Below are 26,973 nucleotides of genomic sequence, written 5' to 3'. Positions count from 1 at the left end.
GAAATCTGCCATTTACCATCTAGCGTCCCAGGGTCATGGCCAATAGCTCGGCATGCAATGCAGGCGTCGCGGCTGATATCACACGACCATCCGAATTCAGATTAAGCAGATTACCATTCCAATCAGTAATCACACCACCGGCAGCTTCGATGACAGCCGCAACCGGAAGAAAATCGTAAGGTTGTAGGTCATAGTCAATAACCGCATCAACGTGCCCCATCGCAACCAGGGCATGGGGATAGCAATCGTAGGCAAACCTTCGGGTTTGACCGGAATGCATCAAATCTCTGAACAAATCAGGGTGATCACGGTAAATCTTATCTCCTTCATTCACGAAGAATACTGCGTGGCTCAAACTCTCTGTTCCACTGACTGAAACCGACTGGCCATTTAGCATGGCCCCTTGCCCTTTGATACCAAGCAGACATTCATTCAGTGCGGGCATTCCAATCACGCCAAGCAAAGGTTCACCCTTAACAAGCAAACCCAACAAGAAGCCAAATAAAGGATGGCCTGACAGAAACGAACGGGTGCCGTCAATCGGATCGATGATCCAGACATGATCACGATTCAACCCCTCGGCACCCTGTTCCTCACCAAATATTCCATCTTCTGGAAAGTGCTCAGCCAGATAGGCACGCACGATGGTTTCGACGCCTTTATCTGCCTGAGTCACAGGGCTTTCATCGGTTTTGAATTCAACGCCCAGACGGCCACGAAAATAACCCCGAGCTGCGTCAGCGGCCAAAGCTGCAATCTGCGTCGCATGCTCTGCATGTGTTTTCCCGTCCGTAGTCGATCTAACCATTTCTGAAGGGCTCAACATTCAATACGATCCATCTGCAATTACTGCTTTGATACCCCAGGCATCCAGTGATTGCGCGAGTGCCTTACTAGGCGCTTTATCGGTCACAATATGACTAATCTGGCGCGGGGCGGGTCCTACGAAGGGCGCAGATTCGCTGAGTTTGCCGTGGTCGAATGCAATCAGAATCTGGTCGGCACATTCCGCCACGATCTGCGCAAGCTCTGCCTCTGCATTGCTGTGATACAAAAAGCCTCGGCGTGGTGAAACGGCATCCGCACTGAGGATCGCCATGTCATATACCAGTCGCTGGGCCTGTCTATGGGTTACGTGACCAAAGGCACCACGCTCATTGGCCTGCATTTCTCCGCCAAGAATATGCACCCGGTTACCATTCACGTTGACCAGTGTCTGGGCCACTCCAATCGAATTGGTCGCGATTGTCAGGTTTTGATGCCGTCGCAGTTCTTCCGCGACAAATGCAGTGGTCGATCCAACATCAAGAAAAAGGGTCATGCCGTCAGATACTAGCGTACTAACGACATTGGCAATCAGCCGCTTTTCTGTCGGGCGCTGAGTAATGCGCCGAAAAAAGCTGGGGTCGTTCTGTGTGCCCACCAAATAAGCACCACCACGCACGCGGGCCACCATTGCGGTTTTGGAAAGGGACTTGATTGTTCTCCGTACTGTTTCCTCGGAAACGTCGAGCGCTTTCGCCAGATCTGTGTTCCGCGCAGAGCCACCCAGGCGCCTCAGCGCTTCAAGAAGCTCAATTTCTCGATGTGTCTGCGACATCCGCTTTCCACAATATCCCTCGCATCTTCCACGTTATCCCACAATATTTTACAAACGCAACAATTCTTGCGTCCATATGTTGATTTTTGATGTTTAATGTGGATTTTGGCAGGGCGTGCAGCGCATTCTTTGCTCGGCACAAGCAAGTTAGAATCACAACAGCTAGATTCCTGACATCAACTGAGCCGTCGGTCAATTCATCTGGAGCGTCAAACGATGCACGACAAAAGAAACGTCCTTTTTATTATCACCGACCAGATGCGGGCTGATTGTGTGTTTGGTGCGCTGGCGAACCACGTTGATCTACCCCATTTGCGGGCGCTGATGAAAGACAGCGTCACCTTCACCCGTCATTTCTCGGTTACAAATCCATGCGGGCCTTCGCGAGCATCGCTGCTGACGGGGCAATATGCGATGAACCACCGCTCGGTTCGAAACGGCACGCCTCTTCGCCACGACACGCCTTCGATCGCATCAGAGATGCGCAAGGCAGGCTACCTTCCTATGCTTTTTGGATACACCGACACCTCGCAGGACCCGCGCGTATTTGACGCCAATGATCCGGCTCTGCGTTCTTACGAGTTTCACCTGCCAGGTTTTCAGGAAATGGTGGAGATGCGCATGGAGATGTCTTTTCCCTGGCGATCACACCTTAAGAACAAAGGATATGTTTTCGACGACTATTTTGATGTTTTTAAACCCGTCTCGCCAACCGGGGACGCTCCGAAACTGAATGATCCTGCGCTCTATGCTGCAGAAGACAGTGACACGGCATTTCTGACTGACCGGTTTCTGGAAACCATGCCAGCTTATGCAGATCAGGACAAAGGATGGTTCGCCCATCTTACTTATCTACGACCACATCCGCCGCTGGTCGCACCAACCCCTTACAACCAAATGTATGATCCGGCCAAACTGCCGAATCCAACGCGCCATGCTTCAGCACAAGCAGAAGACGCGCTCCATCCGTTCTTCGCACCTACCAGGGCAAACAGTACTGTCGCAGGATTTGTCGAAGGTTTCCCCGAACTCGAGCCGACTGACGAGGTCGTCGCGACCCTTCGGTCTATCTATCTGGGCCTCGCAACCGAAGTTGATCACCACATCGGTCGTGTCGTGCAGTTCCTGAAAGACAGCGGCCAATACGACAACACATTGTTGGTAGTCACAGCCGATCATGGCGAGATGCTGGGTGACCATCATAGTTGGGGTAAGATGTCGGTATATGACGCGGCATACCATACACCCCTGATTGTCAGGATGCCGGGCGGTGCCGAAGGCGCACAGATCTCGAAGCCAACGGAGAGCATCGATATTGTCCCAACGATCCTCAATTGGGTTGGGCAACCAGCTCATGACGCAATGAATGGCATGACTTTGATGCCGTTCCTTGAGGGGAACCTACCTGAGAACTGGCGCAAATATTCTTTCTCTGAGCTCGATTTTGCGGACCCAATCGCGCCAACCCTTTGGCAGAAGACGCTTGGCACGGACATCTCGGACAGCTGTCTTGGCATTCTGCGCGACGATCGGTTCACGCTTGTACAGTTCGGAGCCGACCTACCACCCCTGCTTTTTGACCACAAAGGCAAAGGCGAAATGGAAAACGTCGCAGAACGACCTGAGTTTTCGCAGGTCCTCACCCAAATGACGCAGGAGATGTTACGGCATCGCATGCGTCATATGGACAAAACCTTGTCCAATTGGATGATCACTTCGGACGGCCCCCTCCATCCCTCGCAGCTGGCATCACAAGTGGGAAAAAGCGGGAAAGCATATTAATTTGACGCGTGGAGCTCAAATGGTAGTAGAGTCAGTAATCTGGCGTGAATTCTTGTAGTAGATCAGTCATCGTTTACAGGAATTGCAGCCTCAATGCTGATCTTGCTCAGACCTGGCGCAACAAAAATCATTCTGGAACAACATGAATGCAGAGCTTTCCCCAAGGTTTCTGCTCACTCTGCCCTTTGACGGTACTGTCTTTGATCCCAGCGATTTTTGCGGTCAAAAAAGTTTCAATGGAGCCGATCTATCAGAATAGCTTGCGGGCGAACCAAACCATACAAACTCCAATTGTAAATTTTCAATCTATTGCGCTAACCTAACTGCATGAGCCCGCTCCATCCGGCCAAGCCAACTAGCATTTTTCTCATAATGACGTTCTTGAACGTCTTGTTTTTTGCGACGCAGGTATATGCCCAAGAGCGTGTGGCATTATTAATCGGCAATTCAAACTATGAAGCCCCAGAAATGTCATTGCGCAATCCGGCAAATGACGTCGCAGCCTTGAGCGCTGCACTGGAGGAGCTTGGATTTTCCGTCACCCAAGCCACGGATCAGAACGCAGAAGCCATGCAAAGGGCAGTAGAGCAATTCGGCGTCGCGGCGAAGGGTGCTGAGATGGCGGTCTTCTTCTACGCCGGACACGGTGTCCAGATCGGAGGAGAAAATCATCTGATTGGCACAGATTTTGCAGGCAACGATCTATCGGCGCTCAGGCAAAGCTCGATGACCCTAGATTTGGTGCGCGATGTGATGTCCAGGGCCGGACCAGATATCGGGATCTTGCTCTTGGACGCTTGTCGCAACAACCCGTTCACTGAAAGTGGGATGGTCGAAAATGGGCTGGTCAGAATTCGTGGCGGAGCCGGTTTGCTGATCGCTTATGCCACTGACCCCGGCAATGTGGCCTATGATGGATTGGAAGAAAACAGCGTTTTCACTTCAGGTCTTCTCGATCACATTGCGACACCCAATCTGGACGTGCGGCTGATGTTGGGTCGCGTGCGCCAACAGGTCGTTCTTGAGACAGATGGACGCCAAATTCCCTGGGTCGAAGAATCCGTTCTGGATGAGTATAGCTTTGCGCCGGTTCTGGCTGGCAGTGCCCCCAAAGACGAATACACCATTGATCTGGAACATTGGCGGCGCATCGCTTCCAGTTCGAATGCACAGGATTTCGAGGGATACCTAGAGGCCCACCCGGAGGGATTGTTTGCTTCATTTGCGCGCGAAAGGATAGCCGCTCCCCTACCGGAACCTGCAGCTTCACTGGCGCCGATCAACGCCTCGCTAACCGAAGCCGATCCCAACAAAATTGCCTCGGCATTGGTAGCTCTGGGGTATTTGAATGACCCCCAGACGCGCGACCTGGGTCCAGCATTGGACAATTATCGTAGCCAATTGCCAGAACGCGAAACTGCCTCGGCTGACCGCCTGCTTCAAGACGCGGCGCAAGTGTCGATTTTTCTGGCCACCACCACGCTGCAAAGACTACGCACCGATATTGTGGCCTTGCGCAGCCTGGAACGCACGCTTGGTATCGCCGAAGATGCATTGCGGCAAATCGAGGATATTGCCCGTACCGACGCAAACGCCTTGCCCATTTTGCAACAGGCGCGCAACGACATTTATGATATCTATCGATCGCGCGGAATCATCTTGCGCCGTCTGGACCAAAGCCGAAGCTACTACGAAGAAGTTCTAAATCGCGCTGTCATCTTCTTCCCTCCTGGCATTGATGCGTCAATAATAAGCAAAGCATCAGCACCGCGGGATCTGAACATCGCCGATGCGCGAATGACAAACGACGCAGCTCTTTTTTTGCGGCACGTTTCGCAGGCAGAAGATAGTAGAAAAGGAAGTTACCAATGGCTGACCGATCTCATCCCTCCCGAATAGGTGCTGCACTTGTTGCGGTATCTCTTGCCCTCACGGCTTGCGGGGATAGCAGTCAGACCTCGGCCCCTGCGACTGGCCCCACAGGAGCAACGCAGGCTGAGGCCGATCTGGCGAAACAAGCCGCGGCGATGCAGAAAACAATCCTGCAAGGTGCCATCGCAGGTGGTGTCACCGGTGGCGCGATCGGATTCGGCCTTGGCGGTAGTGACGATATTGGGACAGGTATTTCGGTTGGCCTCGGGGCGGGTGCCCTGGCCGGAACCTACGTCGCCTTCGTTCAGCGCAACTATGCTGGTCGCGAGGCACGTCTGAGGCAAATCAAAAAAGATTTGGATCGCAATGCCAGTGAAATGCAAACGACGCTGAACGTTATGAACCAGGTTCTTGCGGCGCAAAGAGCCGAACTTGATGCACTGAACGCCAGCGTAGCAGCGGGCACAGCCGATCAGGCGGAGGTCACAAAAGAACTTGCCGAGGCTAATGGCAATCTTGCTCAGATGGAGCTTGCCATCGACGGAGCGACCAAACGTCAGGCTGAATTCAATGAGGCCCGGAACCTGACGATTAAACGCGGTCAGACCGCCTCACCGATTGACGGAGATTTAGCCGCCCTATCGAACCAGATCACGCAAATGCGCGGGATCGCAAACGATCTGGCATCTTCGCTATGACGAAAGGCACAGCAACTCGTTTCGCCGCCCTGCCCTGCCTATTGCTGGCCGGATGTCAGACCACGACCGATCCGGCGGACGGCGGTTTCTTTGCCGGAGTCTCAGGTATCACAACCGGAGCCTATGATGATCGCATCGCTGCTGCCGAGGGGGATGTGGCCACCGCAGAGGCGCGCAACGAAGCCCTCGCCGCGCAAATCCGGAATTCTGAATCCGAATTGGCACAGTTGAAGTTGAATATTCTTCAACGGCGCGATGCAATCGGAGGGGACGACGCCGCAACGGCTGCCCGCATCGACCGTGTGCTGAATGACGCGCCTACCGGTGCAACCCCGGATGCTAAACTGGCTGCATTACAAAAGAGCATCGCTGAAGCCCGCGCCCTGAGTGCCGATCTTGCCAAACTGTCGGGTTGATCCGCCTCAGCGCATTAACCCTGGCACCCACCAAGAGCCCAGCGGCGGAGATTGACCTTTAGGCCACCTCCATAGGGGTGTTGTTTGGTAACATTCCCGGCCTCGGGGCGATTCACGTAGGTCTGTGCCTGATCGCAAAGGGCTTCGGGTGTCCATTGATGGCAATTGGAGCAGTTCTGGTCTTTCCACAACTCGTCCGGCAACCCCTCGATTGGCGGAAATTGTGGCGTGCCCACCACCAGTTGATTGATGGTTTGCCCGCGTACATACGCGTTTCCAAAATCAAGCAGAGAGTCCAGCGTAACCAGTACATCTGCTGACGCATCAACCCCGCCTTGGGGCTCTGACACGTCGGAATCGGGCGCAGTCTTACGTGTCACGGATTCCTGTCCATACCTCAGGGCCGCCAGACGGTCCTCCGCTTTGCTCGAAAACACACCTTCGGGAAAGCTCTGCAAATACACTTCGTAGGCGTGAACGGTATCGTCGGCCAGAGCGAGCTCATACATCAGGCGTTCTGTCTCGTTAGCCTCGGCAACTTCCTCCTGCTGCTCCGGCGCATTCGCTCCAAGCAGCGGGGATGTCCCAAAGGACTCTGCCATAACCGTCTGCAAAAGACTGCTAGCCTCTTCGGCACGCGAACTATTGGGATACGCCCGCATGAAGAGCATGATTTGAACAGGGTCGCGTGTGGTAATCGCTTCCTGCCACAGTTCATCTTCACTTTGATTTTTGGCAATTTGCGTTTGGATCTGCGGTGAGAATGCAAAATCCTGTGTCAAAGACGATGTATCCCAAGGGGTTTGCAGGCCGCGCGTTTCTTGCAGTACGTCAACGCGAACTTTTTTGAACAACTGTTCGATGGCCATGCCCGGTGTTTCGATATGTTCTGCCAGACTGAGTGTGAACGGGCTGTTGCCTTTTTCGCCGTCCAGTGCAACCCCACCGGGATCGGTGGCATAGGCAAGAAAAGTGCCCGTCGGGGCCTTCATCTCGGCCAGGCCATTGTCATCCATGTTCGAAAGACTTTCGAATGGATTGTTCCGACAAGCGTCAAGAATGACGATATTGGTCTTGTTATGTGCTGATGCCATTTGATGCAGGACAGAACGCGCTTCAACTGCCATCAAGTCCAGATCAGCCGGATCACTGAGTGAGATATCGACCGGCAGCAGGTAATTCGAACCAAATGACTGTACGCCATGTCCGGCATAGTAAAAGAGCCCGACCGCATCTTCACCACTTTGACGCAGGTCGCGGCCAAACTGGGAAATCGCCCTTTTCATCTCAATCTGATTACTGTCCGTCAGATTTCGGACATCAAAGCCAAGGTCAGTTAGCTTTTCCGAAATCAGCTTTGCGTCATTGACCGGATTGTCCAACGGCGAGACCGAACCATAGGCAGAATTCCCAATCACAAGCGCAATACGCGTCTCAGCCCCTGCCTGAGCAGCCCATGATATCGATATCATCGCAATCAGAACGTAATAAATGCGAAACACGCCAGATCCTTTGCCACCATCATCCTAGCATATCCGTGACGCCGAGACATCAAGCCAGCTAGAAATTGGTTATATGTGTCTTTTGGCTTTATTATGGCCACGGACTGACATATTCCGAATTGAGTATCAAGCATAGGAAGAGGTTCACACATGCCACGCTCAACCTTGATGCGAGTTCTTATTGCCATCGCGCTCTTGGTACTTTCGAATGCCGCATCGGCACAGAGCGCTGATCCATTTGAGCATGGCTGGACGCTTGATGCCGAAACCTCCGAATTGCAGTTTTTGTCCGTTAAGAAAAATTCGGTGGCTGAAAACAGTGGATTTGCAACACTCACAGGTGTGATCAACCCGGATGGTGCCGCAGAGATCAGAGTTCTGATGGACAGCGTCGACACCAACATTGATCTGCGCAATGTGCGCATGCGATTTCTGTTTTTTGAGACCTTCAATTACCCTGAGGCTGTCATCACAGCGCAGCTTCCACCTGAAAAGTTGGTTGACCTGCATCAGGCACGTCACAAAATCATTGACCTGCCCTATACCTTGTCGCTGCACGGCGTAACAAAGGACGGTGTCGCGCAGGTTGCCATCACATTGGTCGACAATGACCGTGTCGCTGTGGCAAATACTACACCGATTGCAATCGCACTGCCCGATTTCAACCTCGAAGAAGGGCGGGGCAAACTGCAAGAGGCTGCGGGCGTTGACATCCTGCCCTTCGGTTTCGTCAGCTTTGGCTTCGTGTTCGACCGGGCGCAAGCGGGCACCCCTCCGCAACTTGTCGCGGCATCGACGACCCCCGGGGCCGCAGCGCTTGAAACCAAAGGCAATCTTGACCGCGAAGCCTGTGAAGGCCGCATGGAAATTCTTTCGCGTACAGGCAACATCTACTTCAATTCGGGTAGCGCCCGCTTGTCAGATGCGTCCATCCCGCTGCTGACCAACCTGCACAATATCGTTGATCGCTGTCCTGAACTGACGATCGAGATCGGAGGCCATACAGACAGTGACGGCTCGGATTCAGCAAATCGGGTGCTCAGCGAACGTCGCGCGCAAGCCGTCAACACCTATCTGGTCAATCAGGGTATCGCACCCGAACGTCTTGTAACCGTCGGCTATGGTGAAAGCCGTCCTGTGACTTCAAACGATACGGCCGAAGGCAAACGGCGCAATCGTCGGATCGAATTTGTGCCGGTGAATTAACCGCAATTGAAAAACAAGGGCTCAATCCCCGGCCAGAATAATCGGATTGAACCCGCCGCTGCGCCATTGTTGCAGGGCTGAAATGAAATTCGGCCCTGGCACACCGTCGATGGTACTGGAGTAGTAGCCGGCTTTTTGCAGCAGTTTTTGCACTTCCATCAAAGTATCCCGCGTCCACTGATCCGAGGCCAGTGACAACTGGTTCACAATCGTGCCGTTATCTTCTGCCGCACCCCGCAGCAACATGCGGGCGGCTTCGACGGGGTCTTGTGCAACGCCACGCCCCTCATCCAACAAGATTGCCGCCGCCAGATATCCCTGATATTCACCATCACGTGCGGCTTTCTCAAAGTAGTTCAGCGCCTCTGTTGGCTCTCCGGAAACCCCATCCTGCGCCAGCACACCAAGGTTGAAGGTTGCTTTAGCTGATCCACCTTCGGCGGCTTGCTGCAATAGCGCGATCGCGCGCGCCTCGTCCTTAGGCACGATATTCCCTTCGAATAGTGTCACGGCCAAATTGATCATGGCGTCAAAACTGCCGCCTTCTGCCGCGCGTTCGTAGAGAGACAGCGCCATGTCCTGATCCTGTGGCACCCCTGTTCCGCTTTCATGCAGCTGAGCCAGCGAAACCATCGCCCGCAAGTCACCTGCCTCAGCCGCCTGCTTGTAAAGCGTAACGGCGCGATCCACATCCCCTGCAGCAATGGTTGCCCGCGCCAACAAGGCTACGTAGTGCGACAGATCAGGCGTCTGCGCAGTGGCAGCACTGCAGGCCTGTATAGCCGTCAATGCGTTTTCCTGAAGGCGGCTGAATGGCACCCCAGGGATGCTGGCCGTTCGGTCTCGGGGATGGGTCGCAAGACGTTCACATATACCGCCCGGGGTACTGTCTTCGGGGCGCGGAATTGATGAAATTAAGCGCTGCGCCTGACCGGCATGAGCACCGTTGGGGTATTGCTCCAGATAGAATTCGAGCAGCGGGCGCATGCGGCTGCGCTGTGCAAGTTTCCAAAGACGCTCGGCTTGCTCGTCTTCCTCTTCGACGGTCACCGCGCGGGTTAGCGTTTGCGCCTGCCCTGCCCGGTCCAGAAATGCCACAACTTCGTTCACATGTGCGCCTTGCGGGTAGCGATCTATGTAAAGCTGCATGAGCGAGGCATCCTGCGCATTAGCCGCAACCTGCCACAGCAACGTCTCTTCCGAGGCAGTAACGGGGCTGTTGTCAAAACGGAACTGCCGCGTCAAAGACGAGTTGTCCCAAGGAATTTGACGTCCCCCCGTTGAAGCCAGAACATCCTTACGGACCGAAATCATCAAATCCGAGATGTCCTGTCCGGGCGTGTAGATATGGCTCAGCAACGCTTCGGTGAAAAAACTGTTTCGACCAGTGCCGTCATAGGCCACGTTGTCAGGTTGGGTCGCGTAAGCAAACATGAAATCCGCGGCGCTGCCAACACGTGCCAGCCCGTCACCGCCAACCTCAATTCCGGTGCCTTCAAAAGGATTGTCTCGACAGGCATCAAGAAAAACCAGTCGAATGCCGTCTGACCGTTCCATTCGGTTAACGAATTCGTCCATCTGAATCGTCTGTTCCGGAATGTCATCCGGTTCCGTGATCTGAGCATCAACTGGGACCAGATAATTGCGCCCGCCCACTTGAAACCCATGGCCTGCATAAAAAAGCAGCGACACATCGGAATCCGCCGCAGTTGCACCGTAAGATTCTGCGAGTGACAGCATTTCATCATGCGTCAGATCGGTGCCCAGAAACACCTCAAACCCGAGCCCTTCAAGCGCGATGGCCAGATCGGACGCATCGTTGATCGGGTTGTCCAGCGGGCTCACCGACAAGTAGTCCGAGTTGCCGATGACTAGCGCAACACGTTTGTCAGCCAGTGCCATTGAAGCACCGAACATCAACAGTAGAAGCGCCGCGAGGCAACGTTTCAGGTACACTGGCTAAGTTCTCCGACGTCTTAGAGACCGATGGCGCGCGTCAGTCCGATTTCCGCCTGACCAACAGCCGCCACTATCGTTTCTACCTGCTGGTTCTGGATGATGGCAAGTTCGGGATCGCTTGCTCTTATCAACGTGATAGCTTTTCGGATCTCCCTCTGAGCCTGACGAATTTGACGCCGTGCCTGCTGGACAGCTTCGCGTCGAATCGCGTTTCGTTCCTCTGCGGTCGTGGCAAGCGACAGACGGCGGCTGGCTTCTTCGCCAGTTTCGCGGATCCCAGCACTGGCACCGCGAATGATATCCCCAACGGAATCCAGTCCTGGTGGTAGGCCCTTAACGATCCCATCTAGATCGGCAGCATACTCATCCATCGCTTGGGCCAGACAGGCAAGATATTCGCTAACGCTTTCACCACTGCTGGCACAGGATGCAATCTCTTCGTCAAATTCCTGCGACACATTTTCGACCGTCCCCAGCGCGGCTTCTGCCTCAGCGACAGTTGTCACGGCTGTGCCTCCGCCACCTCCGCCGGTGATTGTAGTGTCGACTGTCGGCGTAACCTCAATTGTAGGCGTCGGAGGAACTGTAATAATCGTGCCGTTTGTAATGACGGCCGCCCCCGGCAAAGCAGCAATCGTAAAGACCTGCCCGCCGCTGCTGGTAACTGAACTTCTGCCCAATGTAAAGGTCGTCGCCCCGGGTGAAGTGCTGGCGAAATTCAACGGACTGAAAACGCTGGAAGTATTCAGCGTATCGGATGCCGGACCAAACCGATAAAGCGATGGCCCGCCATAGACTGTACCGGTCGTTGAGGCGCTAGATGTCTCGCCGGCCGGGACGGCAACATCGTCAGGTATGGCGAAGAGCACAGGCGAAGTTGTGTAATTTGCAGGGTTTGTGCTGCCGGTTCCCGGTGCCCACACGGTGGTGAAATCCCATCCCTGAGAAGAGGCGCCTCTGTAAAAGCTCTCGGTGTCCTGCAGCTGCGATGTGGTCAGTGCAGTGCCACCGTCACTGGTGCTGACCCCCGTAGTTTGGCTATCCCAGAATGAAGCCGTAACCGAGGCTGAGGGATCGTTAAAAACAACCAGACCGCCGAAGGTTGTTGACGCCGACCCGTTCGAGGTTATGTCGCCCGTCGCAAATGTGCGTTCGATTGTTCCGACAGTTCCAAAATCAGGGTCTGTATCGTTGTTCACCACAAGACCGCCGATGGTTACGGTATCATCAATATTGACGGCCGTAATGTCTGATGTGGAGTATGAATCTCGGATAATACCCCTGTTAAACGTCACCAAACCCGCGCCCCTAGCGACTCCACCACCCGTTTGACTGGATAAAATGACGGGGCCGGAACTGTTAGACCTTTCGATAGTCCCGACATTGTCACCGACTAGTCCTGCCGCGGATAAGAATGTACTGGACGCGTCGATAGGAAAGATGGATTCGACTCTAGCTGTACTAAAACTGTCTTCGATTGTACCGGTGTTCGTAACAACCAAACCTGCCGCTACAGATCCGCCACCCGCGCCTTCGGCAGTAACCGATCCATCGACTGAGACCCCGCTTATCAAACCGTCGTTGAACACAGCCAAAACAGCCGCGGTTTCGCCATCTATATCTGCATCCGTTACGGACAAGTTGGAAACTGATCCCAATGTTTCGATAATTCCGAACATGGCAGTGCTACCGCCCCGATCAATATTTAACCCATCAATCGCAAACCGATTTCCATCCAATGACCCCGAGAAAGTATCGATTGGGTCAAATCCTCCGGACCAGCCGGATGTGACAGACGCATCGATGTTGTTCACCAATTCAAAGCTGTCAGCATCCAGCCCCGTGCTGTCTATTCCTTGCAGGCCATATACATCCGTCAACTGATAGGGGCTGGCGGCAGTTCCGCTACCACCCAGCGCCCTCAGGAATGTGGCCCCGTCCGTGATCGAAAAATCGCCCGCCGAAAAGGACGGGATCGCACCGCCGTTCTGATCCCATGAGCCGCTTTCCAGAGTGAACGACGCAACATCGATTGCACCGCCGGAGCCGGTTTCAACGTCACCAACCGCATCGATCGTTAATCCGCCATCAGGCGCTGTAATAGCGGCGTTGATATCAATATCGTTGTCCGCACGTAGGGTAAGGTTGGAAGAGCTAGCCCAGACAACAGCCTCTTCGACAGTGATGTCCCCCGCTTGGCCGTCAGGCCCACCCAAATCCACTGGCGGGCCGCTGCCGGGGATAAGCTCTCCGGTTCCGGCAGTGGTGATGATAACATCACCAAGGTCGAGGTTGGCAACGATCGTCGCCGGGTCGACTGTCCCGAGAGCGCCGCTCGAATTGATAAAAATATTAGACGGGTCAAGCAGCAACGTCCCATGAGAACCGCTGCGCGCGCGCGTATCGGTCAGTCCTCGGTAGCTGAGCTCGATTTTACCAGAAACCTCGACAAATCCGCCATCACCCGCCTGTTCGCCCCCGCGGGCTGAGTTGAAGCCTGAGAAGATCGTAGAATAGTCAGACCAAACGATGATGCGTCCGCCATTGCCCTCCTCACCACCATCGGCGGTTAGGGTAGAGCTTGCGTCCACATTGGTTGTCTGCGCTGTCTGCAGCGTACCGCCACCCTGATAGTCTCCGCCCACCAAGATTGTGCCGCCATCACCACCACCAGCCCCATCAGCGCTCAGCGTGGCACCGGCTAATGCAATCGCTTCACCCGTGATCGTGATTGTTCCACCCTCTTGCGCACGAACCCTTGGGCGCAACGAGGTTTCAACAATCGTCTCGCGGGTCGAAGTGTCGATTGTTCCGCTGATACGAACCGCTCCACCGCTACCACCTAAAACAACTGCGCCGGAGACGCCTCCGACGGATTTCGCCTCAATCACTCCAGACATGTTGATCACCTGCCGCGCGGCATCGCGCGCGCTGGCTGCTTTCAGATGAACCAGACCACCCTCAGCCTCGATCCGCCCCGAATTGGTGACCAAGGCGTCCATCGTGGCATCATCGCTATCCGATGGAACCGCTACCTGCAAAAACCCATCGCCCGAGACGTCAAGGGTTACCTGTTCACCAGCACCCAAACCGACCTTGCCCAATGGCACCCTGATCAAGCCCGAGTTAGATACCTTGCCGCCGATCAGCGCCGCATAGCCACCGGGAACGATGGAGATCGTTCCGGCATTCTCAACCGAAGCTGAATTTCCGTTACCTTCGAAACGATATCTCCCGTTCAGGAAATCATCATCCGAGATAGCGAGGGTCGAGGCTACAAATCCGCCTGTATTTACATGACCGTTCGGCCCGATGAAAATGCCATTGGGGTTGACTAGAAACACCTGCCCGTTCGCATTCAGCTGCCCGTGGATTTGGCTAGTGGTATCACCCGTCACCCGGTTCAGGATGGCGCTCTGCTGTCTGGGCTGATGAATGTTAACCGTCGAACCGGAACCGACCGAAAATCCGTTCCAGTTCACAATAGCGGTGTCTGAACTTTGAGTTATGTCCAGTTGTGTGCTGCTGGGCTGCGAAATTGTCGCACTGCCTGAGGCCACGGAACCACCTGTCGGCAAGGACTGCGCCATCGCAGTCGTGCCCCAAAGCAATGCCGTGGCTGAAACTATCGCAGTCCGAAGTATCTTGTCGGTGCGCTCAGAATCTCCGGCTCGCAACGATACTGAAGCGGTTTCCATCAGCTCCCAGGTCATCGCGTTCACCTCTCCCATACTCAACTCGTAACGAACCCGACTTATAGGTCGAGTTTTCAATGATAAACAAATCAGCGCCGATCCCATAGGAATAGGCCGTGGTGGTGCTTTGCTCAAATATCGTAGGCTGTTCTAATCCCAGTTCCCCATAAGCACCAAAGATATAGGGCTTCAACAGCAGCGGAACTCCGGCGAGTTCAATCTGTTGAGATCGTCCCACTTCGGACCGCACGACCCAACCATCATCACCACGTAGCGAGCCCGCGTCAAACGTTGACAGCTCGCTCGAGCTGGCGACGCTGAACTGCTCAGATGTAACTAGCGGATCGCCAAAACTAGATTGAATGCGGCCGCTTAGATTCAATGACCAATTGGCATTTATCGGGCGCTGATATTGACCGGCCAAAACGAGTTTGGTGAATTCGGCACTGGCACCCTGCCGAGACAAAGGTGCTTCATCAGGCCCGACCGATGTGCTGGCTCCAAATGCATCTAACCCACGAGACAGGATAGCACTGCCGCGCAAGAATGCCCCATTATCATAGTTTCGCGTAACATCTAATGTTGCGCGCAAGACGCTTGTATCGTCGTCGTATACCGGAACTGAATCTGATCCGATCAGCAAATCTTGAGAATCGCTGATACGGTCAAAGATCAGCTGCGATGTCAGATTTAGCTGCCTCGATCGAATCCAAGGATAATACAGCCTCAGAGACAACCTCTCGAATTCGCTTTCATTCGGAACAAGGTCTGTTTCGGGGCGCGCCTTACTGGATGTTACTTCTGCATTAAACGCCAGACCATCATAGCCAATCGGGAATACGGTACCTGCCGCGACTATTCGGTATTCAGGGTCACTCGAGAAAAACCGCGTAGGTGACCCGCCCACATTGAAGTAGAAGGTCTCTCCAAGATCGAGAAAACCGTTCATCTCAAGCCCCAGACTCAGGTTCACGGGACCAAGCTCATCCGATAACGTGTTGTCGAACCCAAATGAGCCGGTAATTTCTTTGAATTCTCCGTCCAGTGTTAGAATCGTTCCGCCATTGGCGTCCCCAGCTGATAGGGTCGATGCCAGCCGAACTCCAAATGTATCACCTGCTAGCAATAGTGCCCGCTCAATCTCTTGCAGCCTGATACCGCGTTTGCCGATCAGTGGTTCAGTGATCGCCACCACCCGGTCGCGAACTTGTTCGGGAACCTTCCGGGCATCGATACGCTCGACAAACCCATCAACCACAACAATGCGAAGGGTTCCACCGTCGCGCAGAGTCTGCTGCGGCAAAACCACACGACTTAGGACAAACCCGGCATTGGCGTACGCACTTTCCAGACGGTTGGTCGCCGCAAAGATTTCAGACGCCGCGACGCGCTTGCCCGACAACCGCTCAACAAAGGCGGTATTTGCACTCTCCATCTGTGGCAGAGCACCTTCGATATCGACCCGCCCAACCGTCACGAATAACCGGTCCGCGCCCTCCGGGATCGGAGCACCCGGATCCCGCGCCACAGTCACTGGCCCAGTGCTTTGCTGATTTTGTGGCTGAAACGTCGAAGGCGCAATGTTGGACGCGCTTTGCGCCCAGGCGCTATCCGCAAGAATGTTCAAGCTGCCGGCGGCAAGTGAAAATATCACACTGATATTTTGGAGGCGCTGAAACTTCCTAGGCAGTAGCTTCGACATTGGTGACCTTTGGTGAAGGCGAGAAACAGTACTCAGAAAAACCCAGCGTATACGCCAAAGCAAGATTGTATTTACCATTTACGAAAACTCGTTGGAATTACTGTTCTGGGTATCACGTTTAGTGGCTTTGAAGTCCGTGTCCAACTTCACATAACGCGCAACTACAGCAGACCTTGTTCCAGCCACTCTTCTATCTTGTCTCGACTGACTTCGAAATGCATGGAATCCTCGCGCCCCCATGCAGCCCCCCAGACCCAGCCTTCCTGGCGGAAAAAATCGGCAAGGATAGTGAGGCCAAGTTGAGTTTTTCCATCGCCCAAAGTGTCCAGCACACCGTCGATGTTCAGATCAACAGCAAGTCCATAAGCATGCGCCGAGGCTGAGGATGTCGCTCCTCGAATTCGGCGGACACACAAAGACCCTGCCGTATTAATACGGGCAAACAAATCAGGATCGGTCCGTCGGATATTGTCGAATACAGTGCGCAGGGAATCGATTGCAGGTTTCAGCATCCGCACACGAACAGGCCCCACTTCTTCAAGGATCAGCAGACTTTCCAGACGCGGATTAGTCATTGACTGGCAACTGTCTGTTAAGTCCTCGCGCGGCAGACCAAACGTCTCTTTCAAGAATGTTGAATTTGCCAGCTGAAGTTGCTGATTCACCTTTTTACGATTGGCAATCAGAACAACCTGAGCATAGGCATCGATGATGTCGTTTGGTGTGGTGCTGTCATAGCCATAATCATCGGAACCGTCGGCACCTTGTTGCAACAAAGGTCCACCGCTTTGCGATCGGGAGATTTCCAGAGATAACTGCTCAATCTGATTGCGCATGTCTTCGACTTGCTGGCTCAGCATTTCAATCTCGATCCGGGCGCCTGAGTCGATTGCGGGCCCCTCAAAATCACTTTCAATAGGGACTATTATAGGGAAGACATACCAGATGATCGGGGCAAGGATTATCGCCACACCAAGGATTATCGCTGGAACGGTGCGCATCTGCTGTGTTTTCCTGTGTCTCACTGCCTTTGTGCATCAACCTAGAAGTCGACGGACAGGATGTCACGTCTTTGCCCGAAATTGTTAATCTCATATGTGACTTTCTTCATTGTCGCTGCTCAGAGGCAGGGGTACTCTTTGTCTCAAATATGGAAGGACATCAGTAATGCCTGCATTTTCATCGATGAAAACTATCGGGGCTTCGGCTTTTGTGGTTGTATGTGCGACACAATTTGCACTGGCGCAGTCAAATGAGCTGACAGCCGACGAAATCACCGACGCATTCAACAAACAAAAAACACGCGGACTCGTGATCGTGCCCTCAAATTCCGGCACCGAAACTACACAAGACACCGCTGAAACCACTGTTGCAGCAGCGCCCGCCGAGTATCAACCCGTCGCAACGGAAGATCAGGTCAACATTCAAGTTCGTTTCGATTTCGCCTCGGCCGCACTGCGGGACGATGAAAAACCGAAATTGGCCTCGCTCTGTCAGGCGATGAAGAACGTCGACGTGAATGTCTTTCAGATTATCGGACACACCGACAGCGCAGGATCTGCGGAATACAATCAAAACCTGTCTCTGTTGCGTGCAAAAGAGGTCAAACGCTTTCTTGTCAGCGATTGCGGCATCTCGGACCAACGCCTGGAAGTGCTCGGCGTCGGTGAAGCACAACCTCTGAATAAGGATAACCCGCGTGCAGATGAAAATCGCCGCGTTGAATTTCAGGCTCTCGGCTGATTTAGTCTCCTCTGATAACAACTAAATTCGAGGGCGGCATGACTGAATCCCGCACAGGCGACCTGTTTCAGCCGGGCGATCTGGTGAACAATACCTATCGGATCGAAGCGATCCTTGGGCGGGGTGGAACATCAGACGTTTACCGGGCACGCTCCGAGATTTCGGGGCGCCTTGCCGCACTGAAGGTATTGAAGGCCGAATTCTCCAGTAACGACGATTATCTTGTCCTTCTGACCCGAGAAGAAGAAATTCGCGACATCCGCCACGACGCGGTTGTGCGGTATTCTGAAAACAACCGCACCGCCGACGGACATGTCTATCTGGTTATGGATTACGTTGACGGACCCGGACTGGACCGGAAGCTGGCCGAGGGTCCGATGTCTGCGCCTGAAATTCTCACTGTGTGCAAACGGGTGTGCGAGGGATTGGAGGCCGCCCATGCCCGCAATATCGTCCATCGCGATCTGAGCCCGGATAATATCATCCTACGTGACGGCGATCCTGCACAGGCGGTGATTATCGATTTCGGTATTGCCAAGGATACCAATCCTGGCGCGGAGACCATCGTGGGTGGTGAATTTGCCGGTAAATATGCCTATGCAGCGCCCGAGCAGTTGTCGGGTAAAACCGATCAACGCACAGATATCTACTCTTTGGGCGCGTTGCTACTTGCAAACTTCCGGGGCGAAAAAGCAAACTCAGGGCGCAACCTGCTGGAGGTTGTCGAAAGCAAGAAAGAGCCCCTGGACACAACAAATGTGCCCGAACCACTGAAATTCATTCTCGACAAGATGACCGCCCCGGATCCAAATGACCGATTTCAATCGGCCGGTGATGTACTAAGGGCGCTTGCCTCTGCACGATCAGAACCAGTTGATAGGGCAATCCCTGACACTGATGAAGATGCCACTATAATTGTTCCAAAAAGTAGCGCTCCCGCACCTGCGATGGCCGCGCCTGAATCCACGCCTACTCAGGAAGTGCGGACACCGAAGCCCTCTCAGCCTGCAACCGCAAAAAAGTCGCGGACAGGACTTATGGCCACTTTGGGCGTTGTTATCGTCGGCGGGGCCGGAATTGGCGGCTATCTAAGCGGCACCTTCGATGGTCTGTTGGGCCCGTCATACCCCGTCGTCGCGCCCTACACATTGGTAGCGGACAAACGCGATGGGCAGCCCCCCCGTGCGGTCGGGTTCGTGCCATCGGAAGAAACTCGGGATGCTATGACACGCGAGATTACCGGAGATGGCGGTACGGTCGATTTGACATTAGCATCGGGCGACATTTCAGAAACCTGGGGAAGCGCCGTCAGCGATGTCGTAGATGCGGTGATGGATCTGGAAGAATGGCGTCTGGTCGTGAACGGCAATGACGCCCAGTTGACCGGACAGACCACGAACAAGGCCCTGCACACAGAGTTGGAGCAGCTTTTTTCCGCAGGATTACCTGCTGGGCTGCAGGGAACAGTTGATCTGGAACTTGAACCTCTATTCGTTACAGCAGCAGAGATCAGACCAATTTTGGCAGGCTTGGCCGATTGTGGCACGTTGCAATTGGTTGACCCGCCCACAACCGGATACGGGCTTGAAACCCCGGTTCGGGTGAGCGGCACACTGGCGTCTCAGGACAGCTTAATCGGGCTTGAAACCGCTTTGACGGCGCTTGTTGGCACGCGACCCGTGGATTTGGATCAGATTGCGCTCTTGAATCCTACCCTGTGTCTGATCGAGAACTATCTTCCAACTGCACCGACAAGCGATATTTCGATCGCATTCTATAATGGTGAACAGGGTAACGCGCCAAATCCCAATGGTGATTTTATCGTCGGCCAGAACCCGGTGATCGACGTCAAACTGCCAGATGATGCGCAGGACGGATTTCTGTCTGTTTCAGTTCTTGATGTCTCAGGAAACGTATTCCACCTGCTGCCCAATGTGACGCGCCAGGAAAACGGCATTCCGGCCTTAAGGGAAGGCCAAACAGGACCCATGTCAGTACGCGTTGCTTATTCGATACCAGAGAGCCAGGAAAACGGAGGCATTGCTTTCGAGGTTGACGATTCCACCTTGGGCAAAAGCAAAGTCATCGTGTTGCATAGTGACAAACAGTTATTCGACACCCTGCGACCAACAACCGAATCCGCAGCAGGATATGCCGAAGCGCTGCGCGAGCAAGATCGCAACGTCGATACGCAGATCCTGTCGCTGGACAGCCGTATTCTGACTACCCTGGAACAATAACCTGGCCTCGAACTGCAAGCCATTGGTCATTAGCGACGCCTGAAGGCATCATTTGCCTTCAGGGAATGTCGACAACAATCACCGAGATATTATCTGCGCCACCCCCATCCAGAGCGATTTGGATCAACTGATCTGCCACTGTCTCAATCGGCATTTCGGACAGTGCTTTTTCGAGCATAGGAAAAGTAGCATATTTGCTTAATCCGTCCGAGCATATCAGGAACCGGTCCCCCGGTTGAACTTCGCCACGGATCTTGTCCAATTCCAGCTCATCCCCAACTCCCACCGCACGGTTGATGGCGTTGGATTGAGGGTGTTGCTCAGCCTCGTCCCAGCTCATCTGACCGGCTAAAACGAGATCAGCGACCACGGAATGGTCGGTGGTCAGCATCTGAATTTGATTGTTCCGCAACAAATAAATTCGGCTGTCTCCGGCCCACAACCCAACAAAATGGCCATTTGCCAACATCATGCAGGCAACAGTCGTGCCGATGGTTCCGCCACCGCGTGCCTCGGCCTCGGTGCGGATCGCCGCATGGGCCTGCCGAAGCACATCGCGCAATGTGACCATCCGGTCTGATGGTGGCAGACCCGGGGGGATGGCCGCAACCATATCCGCAACAAGCCGACTGGCGTAATCACCCGCCTCGTGACCGCCCATCCCATCCGCAACCAGCCACAAGTTTTCTTCGGGCAGTGCAAGCACCGCATCTTCATTGAGCTTACGCTTGAGGCCAACATGGCTGCGGGCGCTGTACCGAACGCGGTGACTTGAATTCATATTGGCCTTGCCTCGGTCCAGACTGCAGCGTGAAGGTTGAACAAACCTCGCATGTTTGCCCCTTCCGGTAAACCTTCGCAGACCATCATTCGAGGCACACCACCGATTTCAGTGCTCCAAATTGTTGGCATCCGAAAACGATCAGATACTAATCCCGAAGCAAGATCGGGCAGCAGGCCGTCGGATACTTCTCCGCGCGTCAGTACCAAGGTGTTGCCTTGTGCACGAACCGGGGCTGTTGGCTCCTGCACTGGAACGATCAAAGCCTCAAGCTCCTTAGCCAACTTGTCACGGGTCATGTCGTCCTCGAGCGCAGCCAATGCGAGATCTTCGAGCTGACCGTAAATCTCCGCAGCCCGAAAATGAGATAGAATAGCAGAACCCTCGTTCGAAATCGCTGCAACCAATGTCAGGGGAAAGCGTCGCCCTACTCTGTCCACGGAAGGCATAAGAACGCCCAGCATTTTCTGCGGACCTGCCAAGCCTGGGGCAAGGCAGAAGCGCCAGATAGGGGCCGACATGTAATGCGAATCCCAAGCAGGCCCCAGCGACTCGGACGCGGCAAGCATGCTGTGCTGTATCCAGGTGTCCCAGGGCTGGACAAACTCGGGTGCTACCCCGAGTCGAAAGAAATCTCCGACCGAGGGCATCTTCCCGAATGCGCCAAATCCAGCCTTCGGCATCAGAAAGACTTGGGGCAGCTGAATTTCTGCAGCGCCGGCAAGGCAAAGGGGTTGATGACCGATCCTGATTGCAGCTGGAAAATCGCGATGCGACCGCCAACGTTGAAGATTACCTTCTTGCGGTCTGACACGTTTGTGCGCCGCACCTCGGCTGCGTCAAGTAAGCGGAACCAGGCCCACGGTCCGTCCTTGGACAAGACGCTTTCAATGTTGCGTTTTTCCGGTTCAAAGCTAACGCGCGCCAGCCCAACCTGACCCGGCCAGGCAATGGCCATCGGTGACGGTAGCCCGCCACGATGACGGAACTCCAGCGTCTGACCGTCGATCTCCAGCTTCACGCCCTTGGCCTTGGGGTCCAGCGCTTCGGGCATGATCTGAAACTGTATTCGCGGCTGGGGGCCAGCTGCAAAAAACGCTTCTCGGATCTCGGCTGCATTCTGAAACTGGGTCAGTACTGCCTGACTGATCCCCAGATCGGCCTCATTTACACTGGTTTTCCAAGACCACGGCCGGGTACGCATATCCACATGCTTCGCGAGGTTTTCGTTGAAGAACGTATCAATCAAACCTTGCGGGCCAAACAGCTTGCTGAAATCACCCATGGCAACATCCGCGCCCGATCTGCGGTTGAACGGATAACGATCGGTCACGACCTGTTCGCAGAAGGGCAGTACATTAGCCTGCCAGCGCGCATTAATAGATGCGCGCGTGCTGTCCGACGTGATTCCCGATGAGCCATCGATGATCTGCAATGCCCAGCGTTCCATCGGGCCAGGAATACGCGCCGCTTCCTGCTGGAACTGCTGCAACGCCTGACCGGATTCCGCGCCAGTGACACCACTGAAGGACATCTTGTTCAGTTCTTGATACACACCGGTCAGCGATCCCATCAGAAGATCAAGCTGCGAGGGTTGTCCCTGTTGCTGTTCCACCAACTGATGCAACCAAGAGAACCTATCTTCGACATATTGGCCCGGTTCTTGCACCGGCTCTGATGAAGTTGCACCGCTGGACTTGGCCAGCGCTTCCAGCAGGATTTGTGTCTGGACGGAGGTTGCGGATTGCACTTCCAGGCTGGCGGCATTTGACAACCCTTCGTTCAACGCATCCGTATTGGGCAAGGCTGAACGGCTTTCTGTCAGTTTCGTCTCGTCAGAAATCGAATTTAGGATGTTCACGATAGGCGACGTCGGGCCTGACAGTACGTTGGTCACCTCAACTGCATGGCTCAGGCTTTCCATAGGAACGATGTCAATATCGCCCAGCATGGCGTCATAGCGCGCGATGTAGTCGTTGTAGTACAGGTCCAGAACATCTCGGCTAAGCGCCGCGAGGGCCAGTTCGGTTTGCTCGGCTTCTCCGCGAGGACCTAGAACCCAGCTTTCCTTTTGTACCCGTTTGGCCACTCCGACCGCTTCGCCCAAAAATACGTCGTTGAAGCCTTTGTAGGTGAAAATCCCCTCGATCCCGTCATTTAACGGCTTCCCAGATGACCGGACCAGCACGCGACCAACGGCAGGGCCGCCAACTTCGGTAATGCGCCACTCCGGCAAGGCCGTTGCGGTTGGGCTGGATATGATCCCATTATACACCCGCTGCGCCAAGGGCAGCTCCGATAGAATACCTTGGATCTGTTCCACCATCGGCCCATTCAAGGCAACTGCCTGCATCGGCTGACTCAGCAAAGCTTCAAGGTGATCATTCAGGTCAGCGCGAAATTCCTCACGAGAAGGGCCAGGGAACGAAACCGTCCAATCGATATTCATCCATTCATTGACGAGGTTCGGGTTCATCGGACCCTGCAAGCCCAACATCAGGTAAACCTTGAGCGCTTCATATAGAACATCGGGATTGTTGATATTCGCACTCATCTGCTCTTCCAGACGCAGCAGCAAGCGCGGTAGGAACCGTTGGTTCAATGCGGCGCGATAGGTCTGCGCCGCCTGCGTACCAATCACGTCACCCTGATACAGACCATATGTTAGGCGCGTTTCCGGGTCCGGATCTGACAGTGTCGGATTCGCAGGCAGATCGCGCAACGTATTCAAAGCCTGCACGACAGGTACAAGATCGGTATCTCCCACCGGACTGGGTGGAAGCGTTGCTGCAGCGGCCTGATAGGCGGATACACCTTCCTGCGCCTCGGCAATCAGCTCGGAATTTCCCGAGAAGCTGCGCACAAGCAAAGCGCCGACCGTAACGGCCGCCATAACTGTCGCGGCGACCGAAACCCATTTGGTAATCCTGTACCGGCGTTCAACCTTATCATCTGCACTGACCAGACCTGCTTCACGGAAAATCACCTGATCAAACAATCTGGTCAGGAAATACGAGCGCCCTGAACCCTGCCCCGTACCAATGGCCTGGCGCCCAATCCCGAAGGTCCGGGCCATGCCCAGCATCAGCCGGTCAATCGGCGTCCCTTCCTGCGTTCCAGACGTGAAATACACACCGCGCAGCATATGACGATGTTGATAACGGCTGTCCTGGAAAACCTCGGTTAGAAATTCATGCGCAACCTTCCGGAAGGATGCCACCTGCATCGGGAAACCGGCAACCAGAGCGCGGCGCTGTGGGTCGGTTTCGGTCTGCATCCGTTCCAGCGATTGGGCGTTCAGGCGGCCCAGCAGCAAGGCGAACTCTTCATCGAAGGCAACAACAGGAGATTGCTCGGATCGAGACTTGTCCAATGGCAGCGTGAAACCCCACACCTGTTCACGATCTTCCTTGCCCAGATTATCGTAGAATTCGGCGAACCCGGCAATCAGATCAGCTTTGGTAAACAGGATATAGACCGGAAAGCGTACACCCAACTTCTCGCGCAGCTCCTCAAGCCGACGGCGCACGGCTTTCGCGTGCTCTTTCTGAGTTATTTCATCCTGCAGAGACAGATCCGAAAGCGAAATCGCGATCATCGCGCCATTGATTGGCTGGCGTTTACGGTATTTCTTGAGCAACCCTAGAAACCCGATCCAGGCCGCATTGTCGACTTCAGCGTCACTTTCTTGCGTTGTGTACCGCCCCGCAGTGTCGATAAGAACAGCATTTTCAGTGAACCACCAATCGCAATTACGCGTTCCGCCGACGCCACCAATCGCTGTTTTTCCCATTTCATCGGCCAGTGGAAAGTTCAGGCCAGAATTCACGATTGCCGTGGTCTTGCCTGCGCCTGGCGGGCCAATCATCACATACCACGGCAATTCGTTTAGATGGCGTCGTCCGTTCTTGGACTTACGCAGCGCCGCCATTGCCGTTTTCAACTTGCCACGCAGCTCGGAAATCTCGCTGTCGATCATATCGCCGCCATCACTGACGGCTTCGGTGATTTCTTCAGTCAGGTTCTTTTCGCGTCTGCTGCGGACGAAGAATACCGTCAGCGCGATAGCCAAAAAGATTGCAAATATGACGCCACACCAGATCAGGCGCGCCGCCACACCATCCAACGGGCGCCATTCATCCGATCCGATCAAAGGCCCGAAGAAATACAAGCTCAGCGACAGAGCAGTCGCGGTAAAGAACAGAACCGTGTAGATGGATAGGAAAACAAACTTCAGAAATCTGAGGACAATCATGGGGTTTCCTCCTGAACCAACAGGACTTCTATCCGGCGGTTGGTCGCGCGACCTTCTCGAGTCGAATTGTCGGCGATTGGTTCACTGTCGGCCCGACCTTCAGCGCTAAGCCGTTTGGGATCGGATAAATCGGCGGCCATCTGGTTCATGACAGATTTGGCCCGAGCCAGTGAAAGGGCCAGATTGGACGGAAACCGAGAGGACCGGATCGGCACGTTGTCCGAATGCCCAGCCACGATCACCGAACCGGGTTCGTCGTTCAGCGCTACCGCAACCCGGCGCACCGGCTCGCGGAATTTATCCTGCAGATGATCCGAACCCGAGCCAAACATGCCCGAGCCTTTGATGCGAATGACCAGCGTATTGCCCTTCTCAAATACCTCGACCAATCCTTCGTCGATCTCGGGCTTCAGGAATTCCACGACCTTTTCCACCTGTGCCTGTGGTGGAGGCGGTGGAGGTGGAGGTGCACGACGCTGCAATTCGGTCACAGGACCCGCATCAATTACCGACATCTGTCCTACAAGATTTTCAGTTTTGTTAGACAGCGCGTAGGACAGGCCACCAAACTCGATCATCAGCAAAAGGGCCGTCACGCCAAGCGCGATCCAAACCGGTTTCCACATGCTGAGCGCTCGATATGGCTTGTCTTCGCCTTCCCAATGCGGAGCTAGGTCGCGTTCAACCGGGCCGCGCTGAGCCCGGATGATCCGCGCAAGACCTTGCCTAATCTGCAAATGCTTGTCCGGACCTCCCTGTTCCACCCGCAGGCGGCCTTCAAAGCCCAGTGACAGGCACATGTAGACGAACTCTAGCAATTCGATGTTGTTCGCAGGCTCTTGTTCCAGCCGCGCCAGAAGATCATAGAACCGATCGCCACCAACCGTCTCGCGGTGGAAGGTCCCGACCAGAGACTGCGTGGCCCAGCTGGATTGCCCGCCCCAAGGTGTATTCAACACCACATCGTCCAATGTGGCGCAGAGCGCATAGCGTGCGATCTTTACTGACTGGGCTGGGATACCCGCCTGCAATGCCGCGTTCTCGAAACTGCGCACTTCAGCTACCACGCTTTGGCGAAGCTTGTCGGGGTCCATGTGTTGCGCGCGGTTGCGAATTCGACTGATGAGCGAAAACAAAGGCGAGGCACAGGCATTCAGGCGGTTCATGCCGGTGGTTGCCACCTGCCCTGTTCCACCCTGTGACATGCGCGGTTGCGAAGCCTGCGCAGGTGGCACGCCAATTTCTGCCCCGCCCGCCGCTGGCTGCTGAGGTGGAGTCTCCATCGGGTAACCTGCCGGTTGCTGAGACGCGGCAGGCTGCTGCTGCGTGCCGCCGGGCTGACGCCGTCCACCCGGGTTAGGTCGGATCACCGTCTTGTCTGTGTCGTCCGGTTCGGCAAAAGGATCGTTGTCGGACATCGTTTTCCTGCTTCCTCAAGGCCCCCGCATCTTACTGTGACCCACGCGGGCAGCCCCATCAAATTGTTTTTTGGCAACCTCTCTAGGCCTCGTCTTTCAAACGA

Annotated in this window: 18 protein-coding genes; 7 read left to right on the top strand and 11 right to left on the bottom strand. The window is 54.6% G+C overall.

What is annotated here, in order from left to right; all coding sequences use genetic code 11:
• Positions 1-19: 19 nt before the first annotated feature.
• Both AC2FI7_RS18000 and AC2FI7_RS17995 read right to left on the bottom strand, forming a co-directional pair.
• Positions 20-808, bottom strand: a complete 789-nt coding sequence (locus AC2FI7_RS18000) for an inositol monophosphatase family protein (RefSeq protein WP_496816431.1) — start codon at positions 806-808, stop codon at positions 20-22.
• Between the two features lie 18 nt (positions 809-826).
• Positions 827-1,600, bottom strand: a complete 774-nt coding sequence (locus AC2FI7_RS17995) for a DeoR/GlpR family DNA-binding transcription regulator (protein WP_010443426.1) — start codon at positions 1,598-1,600, stop codon at positions 827-829.
• A 216-nt stretch (positions 1,601-1,816) separates the two neighbouring features.
• On the opposite strand from AC2FI7_RS17995, the gene AC2FI7_RS17990 reads away from it, so the two are divergent.
• From AC2FI7_RS17990 to AC2FI7_RS17975, 4 genes are all read left to right on the top strand, one after another.
• Positions 1,817-3,382 carry a sulfatase-like hydrolase/transferase gene (locus tag AC2FI7_RS17990; RefSeq protein ID WP_010443425.1) on the top strand — a complete coding sequence of 522 codons (1,566 nt, stop codon included), beginning with the start codon at positions 1,817-1,819 and terminating at the stop codon, positions 3,380-3,382.
• A gap of 372 nt (positions 3,383-3,754) precedes the next feature.
• Positions 3,755-5,281, top strand: a complete 1,527-nt coding sequence (locus AC2FI7_RS17985; protein WP_496816429.1) for a caspase family protein — start codon at positions 3,755-3,757, stop codon at positions 5,279-5,281.
• Positions 5,251-5,952, top strand: a complete 702-nt coding sequence (locus AC2FI7_RS17980) for a hypothetical protein (protein ID WP_010443423.1) — start codon at positions 5,251-5,253, stop codon at positions 5,950-5,952. The genes AC2FI7_RS17985 and AC2FI7_RS17980 overlap by 31 nt, the downstream gene beginning before the upstream one ends.
• Positions 5,949-6,368 carry a hypothetical protein gene (locus AC2FI7_RS17975; RefSeq protein ID WP_010443422.1) on the top strand — a complete coding sequence of 140 codons (420 nt, stop codon included), beginning with the start codon at positions 5,949-5,951 and terminating at the stop codon, positions 6,366-6,368. The genes AC2FI7_RS17980 and AC2FI7_RS17975 overlap by 4 nt, the downstream gene beginning before the upstream one ends.
• A 14-nt stretch (positions 6,369-6,382) precedes the next feature.
• Here AC2FI7_RS17975 and AC2FI7_RS17970 read toward each other — a convergent pair whose 3' ends face one another.
• Positions 6,383-7,870 carry a caspase family protein gene (locus AC2FI7_RS17970; RefSeq protein WP_496816426.1) on the bottom strand — a complete coding sequence of 496 codons (1,488 nt, stop codon included), beginning with the start codon at positions 7,868-7,870 and terminating at the stop codon, positions 6,383-6,385.
• A 150-nt stretch (positions 7,871-8,020) separates the two neighbouring features.
• Here AC2FI7_RS17970 and AC2FI7_RS17965 point away from each other — a divergent pair, with 150 nt between their 5' ends.
• Positions 8,021-9,076 carry an OmpA family protein gene (locus AC2FI7_RS17965; protein WP_010443420.1) on the top strand — a complete coding sequence of 352 codons (1,056 nt, stop codon included), beginning with the start codon at positions 8,021-8,023 and terminating at the stop codon, positions 9,074-9,076.
• Between the two features lie 21 nt (positions 9,077-9,097).
• On the opposite strand, the gene AC2FI7_RS17960 is transcribed toward AC2FI7_RS17965, so the two are convergent.
• The 4 genes from AC2FI7_RS17960 to AC2FI7_RS17945 all read right to left on the bottom strand — a co-directional run bounded on the left by AC2FI7_RS17960 (position 9,098) and on the right by AC2FI7_RS17945 (position 17,433).
• Complete coding sequence (locus AC2FI7_RS17960; RefSeq protein ID WP_496816425.1) at positions 9,098-11,032, bottom strand: caspase family protein; 1,935 nt, start codon at positions 11,030-11,032, stop codon at positions 9,098-9,100.
• A gap of 20 nt (positions 11,033-11,052) precedes the next feature.
• Complete coding sequence (locus tag AC2FI7_RS17955; protein ID WP_010443418.1) at positions 11,053-14,748, bottom strand: two-partner secretion domain-containing protein; 3,696 nt, start codon at positions 14,746-14,748, stop codon at positions 11,053-11,055.
• Positions 14,693-16,384, bottom strand: a complete 1,692-nt coding sequence (locus AC2FI7_RS17950) for a ShlB/FhaC/HecB family hemolysin secretion/activation protein (RefSeq protein WP_496816422.1) — start codon at positions 16,382-16,384, stop codon at positions 14,693-14,695. Before AC2FI7_RS17950 ends, AC2FI7_RS17955 begins: the two co-directional genes overlap by 56 nt.
• 209 nt (positions 16,385-16,593) lie before the next feature.
• Positions 16,594-17,433, bottom strand: a complete 840-nt coding sequence (locus AC2FI7_RS17945) for a M15 family metallopeptidase (RefSeq protein ID WP_010443416.1) — start codon at positions 17,431-17,433, stop codon at positions 16,594-16,596.
• Between the two features lie 166 nt (positions 17,434-17,599).
• Between AC2FI7_RS17945 and AC2FI7_RS17940 the strand changes: the two genes are divergently transcribed.
• Positions 17,600-18,175, top strand: coding sequence for an OmpA family protein (locus tag AC2FI7_RS17940; protein WP_010443415.1), 576 nt, complete (start codon positions 17,600-17,602; stop codon positions 18,173-18,175).
• Between the two features lie 38 nt (positions 18,176-18,213).
• A complete protein-coding gene (locus AC2FI7_RS17935; RefSeq protein WP_010443414.1) occupies positions 18,214-20,415 on the top strand; it encodes a serine/threonine protein kinase in 2,202 nt (733 codons plus the stop codon).
• Between the two features lie 58 nt (positions 20,416-20,473).
• Here AC2FI7_RS17935 and AC2FI7_RS17930 read toward each other — a convergent pair whose 3' ends face one another.
• The 4 genes from AC2FI7_RS17930 to icmH are packed head-to-tail and all read right to left on the bottom strand — an operon-like array spanning position 20,474 to position 26,869.
• Positions 20,474-21,196: a PP2C family protein-serine/threonine phosphatase gene (locus AC2FI7_RS17930; RefSeq protein WP_010443413.1), complete on the bottom strand. Its 723-nt coding sequence runs from the start codon at positions 21,194-21,196 to the stop codon at positions 20,474-20,476.
• Positions 21,193-21,879 (bottom strand): type VI secretion system-associated protein TagF, encoded by a 687-nt coding sequence (gene tagF / locus AC2FI7_RS17925; protein ID WP_010443412.1) that lies wholly within the window; start codon positions 21,877-21,879, stop codon positions 21,193-21,195. Before tagF ends, AC2FI7_RS17930 begins: the two co-directional genes overlap by 4 nt.
• A complete protein-coding gene (gene tssM, locus AC2FI7_RS17920; protein ID WP_010443411.1) occupies positions 21,879-25,451 on the bottom strand; it encodes a type VI secretion system membrane subunit TssM in 3,573 nt (1,190 codons plus the stop codon). The genes tagF and tssM overlap by 1 nt, the downstream gene beginning before the upstream one ends.
• Positions 25,448-26,869, bottom strand: a complete 1,422-nt coding sequence (icmH, locus tag AC2FI7_RS17915) for a type IVB secretion system protein IcmH/DotU (protein WP_010443410.1) — start codon at positions 26,867-26,869, stop codon at positions 25,448-25,450. Before icmH ends, tssM begins: the two co-directional genes overlap by 4 nt.
• Positions 26,870-26,973: the final 104 nt, after the last annotated feature.

This window comes from Ruegeria sp. YTSA064 (assembly GCF_059610325.1).
This window is presented reverse-complemented; position numbering and strand designations above follow the sequence as displayed.